The sequence below is a fragment of the Bartonella sp. CL266QHHD genome, from assembly GCF_042195355.1.
Classification (GTDB): domain Bacteria; phylum Pseudomonadota; class Alphaproteobacteria; order Rhizobiales; family Rhizobiaceae; genus Bartonella.
Genome location: NZ_JBHIOD010000035.1, coordinates 13,161 through 32,592, shown reverse-complemented (window position 1 = coordinate 32,592; position 19,432 = coordinate 13,161). Strand labels below are relative to the sequence as shown.

The following is a 19,432-nucleotide window of genomic DNA, read 5'->3' as shown; positions in this document are numbered from 1 at the left end:
GAAACAATCACTCAATTGATTTTTCAAAGAACAATTGATGAAATTCTTTTCAAAGAACACGCCTCCGTCACTATGAACAATATTTCTCAAAAATCAAATAGAACTCCTTTCTTGGGAAAAAGAAAATATCAACAAATGTTATCATCGTTGACCCCATGATACATATGAACGCCTATAGATCACATTCTCTTATATACAACCTTTCATCACGATGATGCTATTCGAACGTCTAAAAGACATTAACATCACTTAGAAAAAAGCAAATTTACACTAAATGTTTTTTGAGCCATTTGTTCTGAACAGGTCCAATCTTTAAAATTTGTTTTATTGAGATCTGTTTATTTGCAGAACAAGTATAAATAAATTTATCTAATGAAGCTTTTAGTCTTCTATTTTATGAAGCACATCACACAGGAAAAGTACAAAACAGTATATGAATTAAGCAAGTAAATAGCGACACATATCAGTTAATCAAAATGCTACAATGTTGCAAATGAGAGAACTTCTTTGATGAGACTAAAAAAATATACCCTCACTTTATATTAAAGTGACTGAGAGAAAAAAAATGAAACAAACAACGACTAAAGGATTTTAGAACAAACAGGAAAATAAATAAAAAAAAACGAAAAAGGTAGAATCTCAAAACTTTTATATAAGCGATCCATTTTTCTATTGGATATTTCCCTATTGGTGGGCCCGGAGGGACTCGAACCCCCAACCAAGCGGTTATGAGCCGCTGGCTCTAACCAATTGAGCTACAGGCCCCACATAGGTTGTTTCTCTCTAAACTAAAATGCCCTATGATACAAGAGCTGACAAAGATTATAACCCATCTTTTTCTCTTTTCTATTGGTTTTTTTTTCAGTGCTCTAATTTCTTTACAAAAACTCTTAAAAATGAGAGAATAATTAACTGACAAATATAAAGGTATAGATATGATAGAAAAGAAAATTCAACCACTGAAGGGTTCTCTGGTTAAAACAGTTATATTAGCATTTACACTCTTAACCACATCGTTGACTGTACGTGTTTATGCTGAAGAAAATAAAATGAAAAATGCAACAATTACAGTGACAGCAATCGGAGAAAGTCAAGCCGCACCGGATATGGCAATTATTAATCTAGCCGTTGTTACCTATGATAAAACTGCCCAAAAGGCATTAGCTTCCAATAATCAATCCATCAATGATATTATAAAAGCTTTTAAAAACAATGGTATCCAAGCAAATGATTTGCAAACATCAGGCTTATCCATTTATCAGTCAACCTCTGATAAACAGCACGAAAAAAAGAATAATGAAAAACTCTATCATGTTTCAAATTCTTTAACCGTACGCATTCGTGATCTTACCAATGCTGGTAAAATCTTTGATCAAGCGATGTCACTAGGTGTTAATTCAGTTAACGGCATTACTTTTACCAACGCAGATACAAAGCCATTTTATCAAGAAGCACGTAAAAAAGCCATTACTGAAGCCATTGAAAAAGCGCAAACGATAGCGCAAGCGGCCGATTTAAAATTAGGAAAAATTATTGAAATCAATGAAAAGGATGATTACTATCACCCAACACCACGTCTCATGAGTAGAGCAGCAGATGTCAGCTACGCAAATACAAATTTTGCAGGTGGTGAGTTAAATTATAACGTGAGCGTCACTGTAGTCTTTGCGATCGATTAAGTCACAAACAGTTGTATAAAAATTACATTACTGGCCTTCACGTAGAAGACCAGTAATGTGATAAAGATATTCTTCCTCAGATAATAATTCGTCTTCGTAAACCTCTATTTGTCCGCGTGCAGAAATACGCGCTGTATGTACCGTCTGACAATCTCCTGATACTAATGGATGCCACCAATGAAGATCTTTTCCCTCATAAATTAATCTATAAGCACAACTTTCTGGAAGCCAACGCGCTGTTTTAACTGTCGTAATGTCTAGCGACATACAATCTGGTACTATTGATTTACGATGAGCATAATCTCGACACCTACAAGTTTCCCCATCTAAAAGGCGACAAGCAATACTGGTTGCATAAAGGTCACCCGTATCGTCGTCCTCAACTTTATGGAGACAACAACGGCCACAGCCATCACAAAGGCTCTCCCACTCAGAAATGGAAATCTCTTCTAATTTTTTTACTTTCCAAAAGGGGAGTTCTCCACTCATAAACTCAGACACACCTTTTTTAATTAAGACGATCTATAAAAATAAAACGTTTAATTTCTATAATTTCATCTATTTCTGTCTCTTAAAAAGATTCAACTCAATGTATACTTTAAACCATGTTCTTAAAATCTATCTAAATAAAAAGAGAATATTCAAAAATAGCGCATATAAATGAACATAACCTATTGAAACATCCCTTTATAAACTGACAAAGAATAAAATGAGTCACCTAAAATGATAGAAAAATCCCGCAAAAGAATACACATTTTTCATCAAAAAGTCCGTATGTTGCAATATAAGTTTATTCCTAATAGATCCAATTTCTTAAAAAACGAGCTGCGCTATACGCAAGGTAATGTTTTTATCGTTCATTTCTTGAAAGCCCCCCTACTCTCTACTCCATAAACACCCTTTGCCCTATATCTATTCTTTTGAGACAGAGAAGTATAAAGCCCCAAAGCTAAGAAAAACATTAAACATCGCAAACTTTCTAGATTATTCAAATTCTTCCCATGTTTTTCTCAAGAAAGTATCCAAGTACAACATGACGCACCTCCCCCCCTTCATTAAGAAGAAAGAGGAAGTTATTAAAATGCACAAGAATTCCTTTATTTAAGAATCGAGAAAACTGCGCAATTTTCGTGAACGGCTAGGATGTTTCAATTTACGAAGTGCCTTTGCTTCAATCTGACGAATACGCTCTCTTGTAACTGAAAATTGTTGTCCTACTTCTTCCAACGTGTGATCTGTATTCATCCCTATTCCAAAACGCATCCGCAAAACACGTTCTTCCCGCGGTGTTAATGAAGCAAGAACGCGTGTTGTCGTATCTCGCAGATTAGCTTGGATAGCTGCATCAATTGGTAATAACGCATTCCTATCCTCAATAAAATCACCCAAATGGGAATCATCTTCATCACCAACAGGCGTTTCGAGAGAAATAGGTTCTTTTGCAATTTTAAGAACTTTTCGTACTTTTTCTAACGGCATAGAAAGCTTGCTAGATAATTCTTCTGGTGTTGGTTCTCGTCCAATTTCATGGAGAATCTGACGCGAGGTACGAACGATTTTATTAATTGTTTCAATCATATGAACAGGGATACGAATTGTACGTGCCTGATCTGCAATTGAACGTGTAATAGCCTGACGAATCCACCATGTTGCATAAGTTGAAAACTTGTAGCCGCGCCGATATTCAAACTTATCCACAGCCTTCATCAAACCGATATTGCCTTCTTGAATAAGATCAAGAAACTGCAAACCACGATTAGTGTATTTTTTTGCAATTGAAATAACAAGACGCAAATTAGATTCTACCATCTCTTTTTTCGCAATAGTTGATTCGCGTTCACCTTTCTGCACCTGCATAACAATCCGACGAAATTCACCAATCGAAATAGCCGTTTCTTGCGCAAGATTTTGTATCTCACTTCGCAGTTTTTGGATTTCTTTTGCTTCACGCACCGAAAACTCTTTCCAACCAGGTGTAGGCAAAGCAGCAATATAATTCATCCAATCTGCGTCCAATTCACGCCCTTGGTATTCTTTTAAAAAGTCCTCATGGCCAATGCCATAGCTATTGGCAATCCGTTTCAGTTTACCTTCATTATGAATCAATCTCTTATTGATGTCATAAAGCTGTTCAACCAAAGCTTCAATACGATTTTGGTTTAAAGAAAGAGATTTTACTGCTTGAATCAACTCACCCTTTAATTGAATATATTTCTTCTTCTGAGAAGAAGTAAGGGCCCCCTCTTTACGCTCTGCCAAACTGCTTTCAACATGCTGATCTTGTAATTTTCGTAATTTCACATAGGTTTGAGCAATAAAATCCAATGTTTCCATAACTTGAGGACAAAGCTCATTTTCCATTGCAGCAAGCGATAAGTTAACATCGTCATCGTCTTCTTCATCATCGTCTTCAATATTTCTCTCTCCTGCGCTCTCCCCCATATTACGTATACCAGAAGACATTTTTTCTTCTACCGTCTTATCAACTTCACTTCGCTCAATAATAGGAGCCTGCTTTGCTTCTGGACCAGCATAAGTCGTTTCAAGATCAATAATTTCACGAAGAAGAATACGCTGCTCTTTTAACTCGTCACGCCAGATAATAAGAGCCTGAAAAGTCAAAGGACTCTCACAAAGTCCCGCAATCATTGTCTCACGCCCTGCTTCAATACGCTTAGCAATGGCAATTTCGCCTTCCCGCGAAAGAAGCTCAACAGCTCCCATCTCACGCAAATACATACGCACCGGATCATCCGTACGATCTGTTACTTCGCGTTTATTCGTTGTCGTTGCAATTGCGTGGCTAGAGGCTTCTACTAAATCACCACCCTCTACCGTAACTTCTTCTTCATAATTTTCAGACTCAACTTCATCCTCATCATCCACAACATTAACCCCCATCTCAGAGAACATCGCCAAGATATCTTCAATTTGTTCGGATGTAACCTCGTCAGAAGGAAGAACTGCATTGAGTTCATCCATTGTTACGTAACCATTTTTTTTGGCAAGCTTAATCATTTTCTTGATGGCATCATCAGAAAAATCAAGAAGAGGACTATCCAAACTCGCTTGGCTTGTTACTTCTGCATTATCTTTCTGTTTAACCTTTGTTGCCATACCATAACTCCACTCGATCACTTCACAGTTTCCATGTAACCATAGTTTCCATGTGACCAGTTTGTTTGTTCTCACTAAAATCTACCAATAGTTACTCATATATACTTCCTTTTAAGAGATTACTATTGGAAAGAATACATTTTGTATATGCCCTGACATCCAGACAAACTCGACATCCAGACAAAAACGCGGGAAAACTCCAGAAGTTTCCCCGACACCTCTCAGCCCTTCTGAGATAATCTCTGTACCCTATCGTAAGAACCAATTTCCCGCTTTTCCTAAAATTTACCCGCTTTTTCTAAAATTTAATTGTCATCTTTATAAAAATGTCACTCCACATAAAGTTCCTCATCTAAAATTTAAGTGACTGATTCGCATTAAAAAAGCGAATCATTTTATCGTATCTTGTGTATTCCCGTCTATTTTTTCATCCAACCAACTTCCAAACCCTTCAATTAACGCTTCTGTTGCCTGCATCTGCTCCAGCTCATTTTTTACCTCACGAAGCAGATCAAAAACCTCACTCTTAGGATTTTCTACAAGTTGCTCTTCAATATCCTGTAATCTCTTATGTAGGTGGTGTTCTTGAAGATGCAAGTAGACAGCTTGTTTTAATATAGCACGTGCATCTTCTATAGGGGCTCCACCAAGGATAATACGCATACCAATATTTTGCACAAGATGTTTCATACGCTCTAACAGAGCTTTTTGTTCTCTTTTCTCTAAGAATGCAACCATCGTCTCTTTATCATGAAGCTGTTGGTCCCCAAGAATTTCCAACATAGCTTGATGAAGAGTTATCAATTGAGTATTTTTTAATTCTAACTCAGAAAGAATTTCAAAATTTTCATACCACAACTCAGGATAGTAAGCTAAAGTGAGTAAAATCACTGCTTCACGCAAAGGAATAGATTGCGAAGAATTTCGTACTATTTCAGAATTTGCTAACAGAGAAAAGGTTTGATCTTTAAAGGTCCTATTTGGTGAAGATTGATCATATCGCCCTCCCCCCTTTTTTTTCGAAAAAGAGGGACGAAAAAAATCAAAAAGGCGTTTTTTTACATCTTGCAAATAATAACGGCGGACATCTTCATCCTTAATCGTAAAAATTTGTTGTTTCAGTTGTTTTTCTAGCGCTGCTCGTGTCTCTGGAATTTCAAAATGCTTTCCATAGGTAGCTCGCCACCATAAAAGCTCACTCAAAGGAATTGCCTTTTGCAAAAAAGAAGAAAAAAGCTGTGCTCCACCAGCACAAACAATTTCATCAGGATCTTTCCCTTGTGGCAACAAAACAAAGCGTACACAAACCCCAGCCTTTAAAAGAGGCAACACACGATCAGCAACACGAAAAGCAGCTTTTAAACCAGCATCATCACCATCAAAACACAAAATGGGCTCCTTCCCCATCTGCCATAAAAGCTCAATTTGCGCTTCCGTTAATGCTGTCCCTAAGGGCGCTACGACTCCTTCAAAACCAGCTTTAGTCAATGCAATGACATCCATATACCCCTCAACAACAAGAAGTGAATGAATTTTTTCATCGCCAACAAAGCGACTATTTTTGCGAGCTGCTGCCGCGTTATAAAGTATATTTCCTTTATGAAACAGCACTGTTTCAGGGCTATTGAGATATTTTGCTCGTGTCACTTTCTCTAATGCACGCCCTCCGAAAGCCACCACACGTCCGCGCAAATCTTCGATAGGAAACATAATGCGATTTCTAAATCGGTCATAAGAATCCGCGCTCTCCTCATGCACTGAGAGAAGCCCACATTCTTCCATTTGCTTTATTGAAATGCCCCGTGCACTCAAAGCTTCTTTCAAAGCTGTACGCCTTACCGGTGCAAAACCAATGCGGAAACGCTCTACAAGCTCTGGTGTAACACCACGTGCATCCAGATAACGACGTGCTTGCGTACCTTCTTTATCGCGTAAATTATATTGGAAAAAATCTGTAGCAATTTTCATCACATCATAAAGGTCAGCTTTTTCCAGTTGACGTTTATGACTTTGTGAATCCAAAATAGGGAGTTTCATTCCCGCAAAATCAGCCAAACGCTCTACACTTTCTGAAAAGTGCAATCCATCAAGCTCACACAAAAAGGTAAAAATATCTCCACTTACACCACAACCAAAACAATAATAGCGCCCTTTATGATCATCACAATGAAAACTTGGCGTTTTTTCACCATGAAATGGACAGCAACACCAAAAGTCTCCCCGTGAAGGCTTACTTTTTCGAGGATCAAAATCCACCCGTTGCCCAATCACTGTTGAAATTGGGAGTCTCGTACGCAGTTCATTAAGGAAATCGGGCGGAAAACGCATTATCTCTCACAGAGTTTGAAAATTCTTTTTTGCATATTTAACGACTTTAGAGCATAATTCCAATACTTCCTCTTAAGCAGTTGTAAAATTTTAAACCCTCAACTGCATATATTTTTAGAAATGGAGAATAAAAAAGTGATCGAATTTATTGTTCAATATCCGTGGTTAGAGGCTATTTCTTGGCTTATTATTCTTACTATAGCTGCCCTTTTAGTGAACTTTCTAGGACGAAAATTACTTATTCACGGAGCAAAAAAACTCTCTTCTTTTCTCCCCAAAAATACAACGATCGATATTAATAATGCTATTCAATACATGGCAAATATCACTTCAGCTTTTATTCTTTCAATTGGTGTTAATTTTATTCCAACATTGCCCGATGCATTTAGCACTGTCATCGGTAATGTTGCCAACGCCTTCATTATCTTTTTTGTTGTCCTGACAATTTCTTCCTGTCTCAATGTCATTAACATCCTTTACGAACAACGACCAACAGCACGACTAAAACCAATAAAAGGTTATATTCAAATTGCTAAAATTGCACTTTTTGCTGTTGCAACAATTTTAATGGTTGCTACATTGATTGACCGCTCCCCTCTTATTCTCTTCTCCGGTCTTGGTGCAATGGCCGCGGTTCTCATGTTAATTTTTCAAGATACGCTCCTTTCTCTCGTTGCCGGTATTCAAATTTCATCCACTGATATGGTTCGCGTTGGAGATTGGATTGAAATCCCCAATCTCGGTGCCGATGGTGATGTTATTGAAATTGCCTTGCATACTGTTAAAGTTCAAAATTTCGACAACACCATCACCTCAGTTCCTATCCGTAAACTTGTGACCGACCCTTTTAAAAATTGGCGTGGCATGCAAGAATCAGGTGGCAGACGCATCAAACGCTCCCTTTTTATTGATCAATCAAGTATCCATTTTCTCACAGAAGAAGAACAAAAATATCTTTCTCGATTTAATTTATTAGAAAATTATTTCACGCAAAAAGTAGCAGAAATTGATCAATGGAATGCTCAATTAGATAAAAATCATGATGTCTTAGCCAATACGCGCCGTTTAACCAACATTGGAACTTTTCGTGCTTATGTTTTTGCTTATCTACAACAGCATCTAAATATCAACCCTAATATGACCTATATGGCAAGGCAATTACCTCCTACAGAAAATGGTTTACCCTTAGAAATCTATTGCTTTACGAACACCACCGTTTGGATAGACTATGAACAAATTCAAGGCGATATTTTTGATCACCTTTATTCTATTCTGCCCTGTTTTGGTCTAAAGGTTTTTCAAAATCCAAGCGGTTATGATTTTAATCAAGTATTAAAAGCAAAAGTGAAATAAAAACAATAAACTTCAATTTATTAATTTTGAAGTAACCACATTCACAACAACAAAGAAAGAATAAAGTATCATGAATGGTTCATTGGTACTCCTTCATCTTGCCGGCGCTATTTCTTTACTTCTCTGGGCCACACGCATGGTGCGCACAGGAATTGAACGCGCCTATGGTGACAGACTTAAATATAAAATGTGCCACGTTATTTCAAAACCATTGTTTGCTGTAAGTTTTGGACTTTTTACAGCAATGATTTTACAAAGCTCTACAGCAATAACGCTCCTCGTTGGTTCTTTCGTTGAATCTGGTTTTGTCTCTGGAGTAGCAGGACTTATGGCTGTACGTGGAGGAGAATTAGGGTCAGCAATCGTTGTAAAAATTCTCACCTATGACCTCACTCTTGTTGTGCCCTTGTGTCTTTTAATTGGCACTTGTATCTTCATGACAACAGAAAAACGTGAATGGCGTCAAATAGGACGTATTGTCATCGGTATTGGTCTTTTGATTTTATCTTTAGAGATGATAAGTACAGCGACAGAACCTTTACGTGAAAGCGAAATTTTGCCTAGCATCATTCGTTATCTTTCAACCGATCCTGTTTCCTCTTTTTTGTTGGCTGCTGGCTTAACCTACCTCTTACATTCATCCATAGCAGGAATCATTTTGCTGGTCAATTTTGCCAATTACGATCTTATTCATACGCAACTCTGTGTTGTCATGGTTCTTGGTGTCAACTTTGGCTCTTCTCTTATAGCACCACTTTTAACGCGCAACGCCTCTCCTAATACCCGCCTCGTTCCCTTAGGAAATTTACTCATGCGTGGGGCCGGTTCAATCCTTATACTTATCTTATTTCTCTCCTTTCACCCTCCCATCACATGGCTTGGCAATAACGCCCCTACTCAAGTAATCAACGCCCATATCATTTTTAATGTTTTCATTCTCCTTGCTGGAATACCACTTTCAAAATGGGTTTTAAAATTAACCACTCAGATCGTGAATATAAGTGCAAAAAAAATGCAAGCTAACAAAACGCTCAATTTATCCGATCAAACAGCTCTTGATGACAGTGTTCTTGAACGCCCAACTCTCGCTCTCTCAAATGTCATGCGTGAAGTCATTCATATTTGTGATCTTGTAGACATCATGCTAGAAAAAATCATGGGACTTTATGAAAATCCTGATCCCAATATTATTCGTGAACTCAACCAACTCAACACCATATTGGACAAAAAACATATCGCCATCAAACTTTATCTTGCACGATTAGCGGGACAAAAATTATCTGACGAAGAAGCTCTTCAAACGCAAGAACTTCTAGGCGCCTGTATAAAATTAGACCAAGCAGGCGATATCATTATTCATAATATGCTGATGCTGGTTAAAAAGAAACAACAAAAAGGTTTACAGTTCAGCAGCGAGGGCTGGAGTGATCTCCTTCGTTTCCACGCCATTGTACTAGCCAACGCGCATATAGCATTTAACGTTCTCGTCTCACGTGATACACATACTGCACACCTATTGGTACAAAAAAAAGATCAACTACGAAACTTAGAAAAAGAGATGAGTTTAAAACATTTTAAACGTCTGCGTGAAGGGGATCTCAAAAATGTAGAATCATCCAGTCTTCATCTCGACACTGTGCGCGACCTCAAACAAATCAACTCTCTTTTGACCTCAATGATCTACCCCATTTTAGAAGAACAGGGACTTCTTCAAAGTTCTCGTCTACGCACCCCTGCTGAAGAACAAACAGAAAAAACTTAAACTTTTCAAATAACTTGAATAAAACACACATCACATCGATTATTCAATTTTGAATATGGTCAAGATATTGATTTAATCAAAACATCTTATTATTTGACAATTTAAATGAGCTTTCTTCATCGTAAATTTCTTTCATTTAAAATCTATTCATGATGAATTGCTCAAAGTCATTTGCTTGCACATTACAAACAAAGCAGCATGTAGAATAGAATTCTTGAAGAAAGACATAAAAATGCCTAACCATCTCAAAGCCAAGACTGTTAAACACATAAAGAGTAGGTCAAGAGTATGATAGTTCCAACCTAAACTCGCCTTGTAAAAAGGGGATCGCTTCACAGTAGCAGCAAAACAGAAATGCTCTATAAGGAATGCAAAACCCCACAAAAATGCAATATTTATATCAAGATCTGTAGAGGTTAAACCTATACAGCCACGCTATAACGTGTCAACAAAGCAGTTTTAATTTCAAACATCATTGATATCAATTGGCAAGCTCCAAACTTTTAAATATCCATTTTACTTATTGCTTTAATCACAGTTGTTTTTTTCAATTTAAGAGAGAGCTTTAAAAAGCTTATAAATACACTTTATGAGTTCTTAAAACATTTTCACTAATATTTTCTTATTTTATTCGTATTTCTAAATTAATTAATTTGTTTATAAATTAAAATGTATTATATATTTATACTTATTAAGTATTATTATGATACAAATGTGAATATTATTTTAATATAAAGGAAAGTAATAAGTAAAATATCTAAAAGCAATATCCTTTCCACTGGGTAAAAAAGGAATAAACCTTGATTTTTACAAAGTTTACTCTAGTTACAATTTAAATTCAGGCAAAGGAGGGTATCATGGAAAATGCAAACATCGGCTGGATTGCAGCTATTGTTATCGGCGGGATTGCAGGTTGGGCTGCACAGTATATTATGAAAAGCCAAACAGGAATATTGTTAAATATTATCTTAGGGATTATTGGCGCTGCGCTAGCAAGCTTTCTTTTTAGTCTTTTAGGTGTAAGTTTTGCTGGTTGGCTTGGCTATCTTATTTCAGGTTTTATAGGAGCCTGTATTCTTATATGGATAGGACAAAAAATTCGATCATAGAGTATTTATTTTTTACACCTTTTGGGATTCAATACAAAACTAGGAAACAACTAGCAGAGTTTGAAATATTTCCTTGTAACTTGTTGTTACCAATTTTGATATGATGGTGAGATGCTTAAGCTGCGATTTTAGGCATACACCATCACCGTATTATAAAACGAAATGCAGTAAAGAACTTTATAACGCACCATTTCATACCTATATAAACTTACGCATATCAGGAGAGATATGTTGCGTTATTTTAACGAAATACGAACTGATTTTTGTACCACGTGCGCAAATCCAGCATATCTCACTGTAATAACAATTCATAAGGTTACAAAAATCACTAACGATGATTAAAAATTCTACCGTATAATGCTAATACCTATACACTCTATCAACAATACCCTTTTTACCAAGAAAACTCGAAGAGCTTTTTTGCATCTTAAGAAATAAAGAGAGACGGTAAGAACAAAATGATAAAGAATTTTTTCTAATCTATGAAAGAAAATAGTATATAAAATAAATATGAAATAATATTAATGTAACTTTATTATAGAATTAATACACATTATGTTATGTGAAGTAATTTTTAACAATTTTAATAATATAATATATTTTAAATTTTTCAAAAATATATGCATTAATATAAACTTCTTGATTATAAAGAATACGATCCCCTTTACATCTCAATTCAAAAGATTTGAATATCTCTTCACTTTCTAAAGTATAAAATAAAATTTTATTCCTCTTAAAACTTCCTCTTTATATCATCTTGCATAGATGAATTTTTAGCTCTTCTTTATATGCGTTACAAACGAATTTTAAAGTACGAAACATTTTTCCCATTGCTCTCATGCGATAAAGAAATTTCCGTAACGCATTGTGAAAGCGCCTTGGATAAAACATAATACCTTATTTTGCTTTTTTAATGAAAATAATCCTATAATATATACTTCCCGCATATCTTCTTTTAAAGACCTTTGCAATCGACTTTCCCTTTGATATCTTCCTGTTAAAATCTTGCTGCTTTTATACTCCTTGTATTACAATAGAGCTATCTATTTAACCCAACATAACATATGGAATAAGACTTTAGCTGTGGAGTAAAACGATGTCTGATCTTGAAGATTCCATCTTACCGCCTCTAAAGTGGTTCTCTGATCAAAATCCTCCAATACCAGAAAACGTTCGCGATTGGCTCATGGAATCGGGCTCGATGACGCTTCGATTAAAGAAATATTGTACCTGCCTCCAAGTTCAACCACAACGCGAATGTTTTATTACGCGAGATAAATTAACAGAAGAAGCAGAGCATCTCCCCGAAAGTGCGCGTTATTGGCTACGCGAAATCATATTAATGGGAGATAATAAACCTTGGCTCCTTGGACGCACTGTAATTCCACAAGAAACCCTCCTACACAATCAAGCCTTGATGCATTTGGGAACTGTACCTCTAGGACATTATTTATTTAACAATGACAAATTAACCCGCGATTACATTCATATTGGTCAACAAGGTGCACTATGGGCACGCCGTTCCCGTTTGCGGTTAACGGGTAAGCCATTGTTGCTAACTGAACTATTTTTAACAGATTCACCACTGTATCCCCACAAATAGAGGTTACTCATTTTATTCTGCATAATTTATAGATTTTATATAGCTTATAAGGGATTTAATCAGAGAAAAGAATTTCAAAATTATCTCAAGAACACATTAAAAACAAAGATTTCTTTTCAAAATATCCTTTTATTTCATAAACTCAGCTTAAAAAATCTCTTCCCTAGAAAAAACGTTCTAAAATTCTGATTTTCTTATCATTAAAACCAGCACTTGAATTAAAAAGATACACGCCATATTGATAAAACCATCTATATTTAAATTTCTTACCGAATAATCACTACTCTAAATATGGTAACTCTTTATCAAACAAATGCTTTGAAACAGCAAAAAAAGACAATAATACACTCCCCAAAATTGGAAATCTGTATCAATTAACTTAATCATCCTGTTTTAAAATTTTTAACAGTGCAAATAATAGATCTTTTTTAAAAAGTAAAAACTCTATAACCTTTTTGTTTTTTAATGATCTAACAGCTTTGAAGAACAGAGAAATATAATACATAAAAGAATGTTTATTGCTCTATAAGAGCCAAAAAAACTTCGTTGATTTCAAAAAAATATTTTTTTGATAATAGTATGTATATAAAAAATGAATGATATTTATCAAAATCCTACTGATTTATAAAGGTGACGCACAATAAAAAATATTTTCCCATCCCATTGAATTAACAAGATCTATTGCAATTTTTTACGAAGACTATTGCACACTTTAGAAAAATTCATTTGCCCCGCATACCGTTCCTTAAGCCACGCCATCACCTTACCTATATCGCGTAATTTTTCAGCCTTTGTTTGTGCCAAAGCTTCACAAAGAACCTGTTCTACTTCCATCTCCTTAAGTTGATAGGGAAGAAATTCACGAATAACTTCTATTTCTGCTTGTCCTCTCTCTGCCAATTCCAAGCAACCAGACTCTTTATAGGCTCGCATCAATTCTTCACGCTGTTGAAGCATTTTAGTGAAAACAGACTGTATCTGCTGATCATCCACTTCTAGCTTCCCCTCATCATAATAAAGAATATCACGATCCCTAACTGCAGCATTCATTAAACGAAGTGTAGCAAGACGCGCACTATCTTGCACTTTCAAAGCAGCCCTAAGAGCCCCATCAATCTGGTTACGCAACATAAATTTATCCAATTTTGTTCAAGAAGAATATGCCTTTTAACCAATCTTTATCCATCTTGCAATGGAAGATAAAAAAATAATTAAGGACTCGATCTTCGAAAAGCTAAAACAAGACTTTACCTCTTCATGGAATGTACTTATACTGCCTATTTCAAGCGAAACGTTACCAGAATAATATACACAGCATCTGTTAAAGGTATGATTTTTGTGTAAAGTTGGTCATTATACCTTTCAGAGAATAAATTGTGGATACATACTATGATACAAGCAACTTCACCCAGCCACCCTTGGAGTATCAAAAAACCGACAGCCCTCTTAGTCTTAGCAGATGGAACCGTTATTGAAGGCAAAGGAGCAGGTGCTACAGGTATCGCTGAAGCTGAAGTGTGTTTTAACACCGCCATCACAGGCTATGAAGAAATCCTCACCGACCCATCATACACACAACAAATCGTTAATTTTACTTTTCCTCATATAGGAAATGTAGGGGCAAATAGCGAAGATATTGAAGATCTCTCTCCTCTCAATTGTCATGGTGCTGTTGGCGCTATTTTCAAAGCAGATATTACACATCCCTCAAATTATAGATCCAATGAAAATCTTCATCAATGGCTTAAAACGCGTAAAATTATTGCACTTTGTGGTATTGATACACGTGCACTCACAATTCTTATTCGTGAAAAAGGTGCACAAAATGCTGTCATTGCACATGATGCTAATGGAAACTTTGATATTCCTTCTTTAAAGAAACGTGCGCAAAAATGGCACGGTCTCGTCAATCTTGACCTTACGAAAGACGTGACATCTCAATCATCAATGCAATGGAATGAAAAACCATGGAGTTGGAATAAAGGATACGGTACAAACAATGTGCACAATCTTCATATCATTGCAATTGACTACGGTATTAAGCGCAATATTCTTCGCCTTATGGCAACACAAAAAGCCCGCATTACTGTTGTGCCTGCCCACACAACTGCAAAAGAAATTCTGGCAATGAACCCTGATGGCATTTTTCTTTCTAATGGACCAGGAGACCCCGCAGCTACGGCTCAATATGCCATTCCAACAATTAAAACATTAATTGATCATAATTTGCCAATTTTTGGAATATGTCTTGGTCATCAACTTCTCGCTCTTACGGTTGGTGCAAAAACCGTGAAAATGCACCAAGGACATCATGGTGCCAACCACCCAGTTAAAGACCTTAACACTGGAAAAGTTGAGATTGTATCGATGAATCACGGTTTTGCCGTAGATTCTTCCTCTTTACCACAACATGTTCAAGAAACACATATTTCTCTCTTTGATGGTTCAAACTGTGGTATTCGAATCATTGGAAAACCTGTTTTTTCTGTTCAATATCACCCCGAAGCTTCTCCTGGACCACAAGATAGCCACTACCTCTTTCAGCATTTTTGTGATCTCATTATGAATTATAAAAAAATATCTTAAAATAAAAAGCCTCACCTTTTAACTTCTCTCCTTTAAATTATATCATCTTCCTACGCACAATTATATTATTTTTATACCTACAACTTATTGAAGTTGTATTATTATTTATCATTCTGAAACTAAAAAGAGCGCACTGAATAGCTTAAATTTTTCTCCTTCCTCTTCTCTTAAGGTCGTATCCATCAAAATCATTGGCTTCTCCCCCCAAGCAAGGTAAGTGTATCGATAAAAACTATTTTTAAAAAGAGTAAAGTGTCTAACCTTCGAAAATACAATTTTAAGCATTCTATTTTGCATGAGAAGCATAACTCCTCCTAAAGAATAAAGAAATTAAAGTGTGAAACAATGCAACAAATCTCTACTTTTTAAAAGATATTGCCGTAGATGGTTTTGAAAACTGTAAAGCCAAATAAAAAAGTAATAGCAAAACAGAAAACATCTTTTCAATTTTACAACTTTATATTCTTCCAAAATGAGGTTTTCTTTCGATTCCAGAAGTTATGCCAACAAATATAAGCAATATTTACTTCCAATTTGCCATATAAAATTTGGAATTGTTCATACAATACTGATACATCTAACGCAGATACGTTTTAATCTTTTGTTTTCAATATGCTGCTGCATTAGCACTGGATATTAATTTGCAAGCAATAGAAAAAATACGGACTCCCCTATACAAACAATATCACAAAATAAAAAAAATTATTTGCACTAAATGAGAAGGATATATCGATATTTTATATAACACTTTGTTAAACAAATATCACAAAAAACTTTCTGCCTATAAAATGATACATTTTGTTTATCTTGTGCATTCTTCTAGCAAAATAGTACGTACCGGCCTCTCTCAACAAATTAACGTACCCGCAAGGCAAAAATAACTGTCGCAACGACAAGAAGAAAAAAGCCTCCAACAAAAGGAGCACCTGAAAAATAAAACAGTGCATTTTTATCTGTAAAACATTCAAAAAGAAACACATAAAAAACAGAACCAAATGTTAAACTTAATGAAATAACAGATGTCATCGCTCCTTGCAGTTCTCCTTGTACATTTGTCGGTACCTGCGCTGAAGCAATCGCACGTATAGGTGCATGAACAAGATATTCAAGCATTGTACACATACAAACCATATAAACCATCCACCCCTGCGTCGCGAATGTATAGCCCAGCATAGCAACAGAGGCAAACAAAAGCCCCACTATAACAATATGCCAATCACTCCATCGTTTAGAAAAATAAGGCAAAAAGAGAGCGACTACAATAAATTGGCCTATCCCAAAAACACTATAGGAGAGTCCAATAGAAAAAGAACTCCAATCATAGCGTTCTTTTGCAATGAACGCCCAAATGCTTAACCATACAGATTCCGCAAACCAATAAAGAAAAAAGACCAATAACACCCAAAGAACCATCGGATATTGTTTCAGGTGCCAAAAAGCACCTAAGGGATTTGCCCGCTTAATATCAAAAAAGCGCCTATTCCATAAAGAAAGGGTTTCTGGAAGCATAACCCAAGAAAAAATAAAATTAATGAGTGAAAAACCAACAGCAAAATAAAACGGAATACGCGGACCAAACTGACCTAAAAAACCACCAATAAACGATCCTAAAATAAACCCCAATGCGGATGCAATGCCTAACAAACCAAAATTGCGTGTACGGGTTTTATCATCAGATATATCCGCAAGATAAGCTGTACAAGTTGCAAAACTAGCGCCACTTATCCCTGACAAAAGACGCCCGATAAATAACATAGAATAGCTCCATGCTATAGCACATATGAGATTATCAAGAGCAAAGCAGATAATAGAGAGAAGCAAAATAGGACGACGACCATAACGATCAGAGAGATTGCCAATAACAGGAGCAAACAAAAACTGCATCACTGAATAAGCTGCAAGTAATTTTCCTCTTTCTACAAAAGATGTACTAACCTCTTTTCCAGTTAATTGAGAAAAATATTCAGGCAAAACAGGACAAATGATCGCAATACAAAGAATATCTAACAATAAAGTGATGAACACTAAAATGAGCCCACGCTGAACAAATTTCGGATTGAGCATTTGGTCTTGCATAACATACACACTATTTTACGCATACAATGACTCCCCCGCTATCTTTTAACTCCCTTTTCCTTTTAAAAGTATTCTATACCGTATACTTTTCACATACAAAATAATAACAAAGTAAAAATTTAAGTAAGAGTCAAGATAAAACTGTAAAATTACGTTTTAATTGGTGTATCTTTAGTTGCTATCTCATTGTCAAAGAATAAAAATTTTTTTTGCATTATACGAACAAAATATTTGTGCGACAAACTCATGAACAAAATTTCATGAAACACAGAGTATTTCCAATAGTTTTAGAGACATTACGATGAATTTTATCAGACATCATTTTCCCCTCTCATCCCACCGTTTTCAGGAATCTCAATTCCATTGGATACGTTAGATATCCTATAGTAATTGAAACCTTTTAAAAGATAAGCTCTTAAAAAATTTTCTTACCCTCAGAATATGCTATAAAGTTAAAGCAGCAACACCAGAATAGCTTAACAACGTAAAAAGCTCATCATATTTTTAAAAATATTTATTTGACAATAATTTTGATTAAAAAATAAGTATATTATAGAGAAAAATCCTTTAATTCTATAATCTTAGAAAAGATTCATATCGTTTGCAATTTGTGTAACCTTAAAAACCATGATTTTATCTTTATATTCATTGATACTCTTAATGATTGTATGCTAGCATTAAATCTAACGATGATCATGATAAGCATTTAAAAAATAGCACTTTTAGAAATAGTTCGTCATGAATTTTTAATTCAAAATGGTGTATAAAATGCGAAAAATATCCCTATTAATTCTCATATTAATGTTGGTAACAGGATGTGATGTTCAGGATTCTGATTCACAAGAGAGTACTGTAGAAAATAAAATAAAAACACAACAAACAACCAACGTAAACCTAGATCCCTATACTCTAAATAAATTAAATGCTCTTCTCAAAAAACGTTCAGAAACAAATTATCAGGAAAAAGGGGCACTAATTGACTTTCTTTCTGAAGCTTTTTTAGGGACACCTTACCAAGCAAATATGTTACATGGCTCAGAAAATACACCAGAAAAACTGATTATTGATTTTAGAGGCTTAGATTGCTTCACTTATCTGGATTATGTTGAAGCATTGCGCAAATCAACATCCCAAACAGAATTCATAAATAACGTCATAAAAACGCGTTATATTAACGGTAATGTTCATTTTTTAAATCGGAAACATTTTTTTACGGATTGGGCTTATAGAGAATATAAACTCGCCACTGATATTACCGCTGAAATAAGTCCCCATGCGGTAAAAATAGAAAAATATCTCAATAAAAAAGCTGATGGTGGAAGCTATCTACCTGGGTTGCCAGTTGTGAAACGCACAATAACGTATATTCCAAGTAACTTTATTAATGAGGAGGTTATAGGTCGTTTACAGTCTGGTGATTTCATTGGTATTTATACGAAACTTGCTGGATTGGATGTAACACATGTGGGCTTCTTTATCATGACAGATAAAGGGCCAATGTTAAGAAATGCTTCTTCACGAAAAGAAAACGAAAAAGTCGTTGATTCTCCTTTTATGAATTATGTTGAAAAAACACCAGGAATCATTGTTTTAAGGGCTCTTGAATAACATCATAGCGATATGAAATATCTTCTCTATTCTTAAAATATATACTGTCGTTATTCAGGTAAACATCTAACTTCGTTCAAGCTATACGGATACAATATATTTGTTTACAGTTTTAAGAGAAAAAAGTCGTTTTGATCTAACTTTGTTTATAAGTATGACAAAATCATTTTTGGAGAAATTACGGATTTGTAATCACTTTTACTGGTTGAAC

At 35.4% G+C, this 19,432-nt stretch carries 13 protein-coding genes and 1 tRNA gene; 7 read left to right on the top strand and 7 right to left on the bottom strand.

The genetic code is table 11. From position 1 onward, the window contains the following. Positions 1 to 688: 688 nt before the first annotated feature. Positions 689 to 765: transfer RNA gene (locus tag ACFIK7_RS03915), tRNA-Ile, on the bottom strand. Positions 766 to 935: 170 nt separating this feature from the next. Between ACFIK7_RS03915 and ACFIK7_RS03910 the strand changes: the two genes are divergently transcribed. After that, positions 936 to 1,679: an SIMPL domain-containing protein gene (locus ACFIK7_RS03910; protein ID WP_375662966.1), complete on the top strand. Its 744-nt coding sequence runs from the start codon at positions 936 to 938 to the stop codon at positions 1,677 to 1,679. A gap of 27 nt (positions 1,680 to 1,706) precedes the next feature. Here ACFIK7_RS03910 and ACFIK7_RS03905 read toward each other — a convergent pair whose 3' ends face one another. The 3 genes from ACFIK7_RS03905 to dnaG all read right to left on the bottom strand — a co-directional run bounded on the left by ACFIK7_RS03905 (position 1,707) and on the right by dnaG (position 7,124). Further along, positions 1,707 to 2,168 (bottom strand): YcgN family cysteine cluster protein, encoded by a 462-nt coding sequence (locus tag ACFIK7_RS03905; RefSeq protein WP_273790803.1) that lies wholly within the window; start codon positions 2,166 to 2,168, stop codon positions 1,707 to 1,709. A 612-nt stretch (positions 2,169 to 2,780) separates the two neighbouring features. Beyond that, on the bottom strand, positions 2,781 to 4,796 hold the full coding sequence (rpoD, locus tag ACFIK7_RS03900) for an RNA polymerase sigma factor RpoD (protein WP_273790804.1): 2,016 nt from the start codon (positions 4,794 to 4,796) through the stop codon (positions 2,781 to 2,783). Between the two features lie 390 nt (positions 4,797 to 5,186). Next, a complete protein-coding gene (dnaG, locus tag ACFIK7_RS03895; protein ID WP_375662965.1) occupies positions 5,187 to 7,124 on the bottom strand; it encodes a DNA primase in 1,938 nt (645 codons plus the stop codon). A gap of 135 nt (positions 7,125 to 7,259) precedes the next feature. Between dnaG and ACFIK7_RS03890 the strand changes: the two genes are divergently transcribed. From ACFIK7_RS03890 to ubiC, 4 genes are all read left to right on the top strand, one after another. Beyond that, entirely contained in the window at positions 7,260 to 8,477 is a 1,218-nt protein-coding gene (locus tag ACFIK7_RS03890) for a mechanosensitive ion channel family protein (protein WP_375631190.1), read from the top strand. 70 nt (positions 8,478 to 8,547) lie between these two features. After that, positions 8,548 to 10,239, top strand: a complete 1,692-nt coding sequence (locus tag ACFIK7_RS03885; RefSeq protein ID WP_375631191.1) for a Na/Pi cotransporter family protein — start codon at positions 8,548 to 8,550, stop codon at positions 10,237 to 10,239. An 857-nt stretch (positions 10,240 to 11,096) separates the two neighbouring features. Beyond that, a complete protein-coding gene (locus ACFIK7_RS03880) occupies positions 11,097 to 11,348 on the top strand; it encodes a GlsB/YeaQ/YmgE family stress response membrane protein (protein ID WP_273790808.1) in 252 nt (83 codons plus the stop codon). 1,096 nt (positions 11,349 to 12,444) lie between these two features. Next, a complete protein-coding gene (ubiC, locus tag ACFIK7_RS03875) occupies positions 12,445 to 12,951 on the top strand; it encodes a chorismate lyase (protein ID WP_273790809.1) in 507 nt (168 codons plus the stop codon). A 678-nt stretch (positions 12,952 to 13,629) separates the two neighbouring features. Here ubiC and ACFIK7_RS03870 read toward each other — a convergent pair. Further along, entirely contained in the window at positions 13,630 to 14,082 is a 453-nt protein-coding gene (locus tag ACFIK7_RS03870) for a GatB/YqeY domain-containing protein (protein ID WP_273790810.1), read from the bottom strand. Positions 14,083 to 14,340: 258 nt separating this feature from the next. Here ACFIK7_RS03870 and carA point away from each other — a divergent pair, with 258 nt between their 5' ends. After that, complete coding sequence (gene carA / locus ACFIK7_RS03865; protein ID WP_375662964.1) at positions 14,341 to 15,537, top strand: glutamine-hydrolyzing carbamoyl-phosphate synthase small subunit; 1,197 nt, start codon at positions 14,341 to 14,343, stop codon at positions 15,535 to 15,537. A gap of 108 nt (positions 15,538 to 15,645) precedes the next feature. On the opposite strand, the gene ACFIK7_RS03860 is transcribed toward carA, so the two are convergent. Together ACFIK7_RS03860 and ACFIK7_RS03855 are read right to left on the bottom strand one after the other, a co-directional pair. Continuing rightward, positions 15,646 to 15,834 (bottom strand): hypothetical protein, encoded by a 189-nt coding sequence (locus tag ACFIK7_RS03860; RefSeq protein ID WP_375658182.1) that lies wholly within the window; start codon positions 15,832 to 15,834, stop codon positions 15,646 to 15,648. Positions 15,835 to 16,392: 558 nt separating this feature from the next. Next, a complete protein-coding gene (locus ACFIK7_RS03855) occupies positions 16,393 to 17,613 on the bottom strand; it encodes an MFS transporter (protein ID WP_273790812.1) in 1,221 nt (406 codons plus the stop codon). A 768-nt stretch (positions 17,614 to 18,381) separates the two neighbouring features. Here ACFIK7_RS03855 and ACFIK7_RS03850 point away from each other — a divergent pair. Next, the gene (locus tag ACFIK7_RS03850; protein WP_375623436.1) at positions 18,382 to 19,221 is read left to right on the top strand and encodes a DUF1460 domain-containing protein; all 840 of its coding nucleotides are present in this window, start codon (positions 18,382 to 18,384) and stop codon (positions 19,219 to 19,221) included. Positions 19,222 to 19,432: the final 211 nt, after the last annotated feature.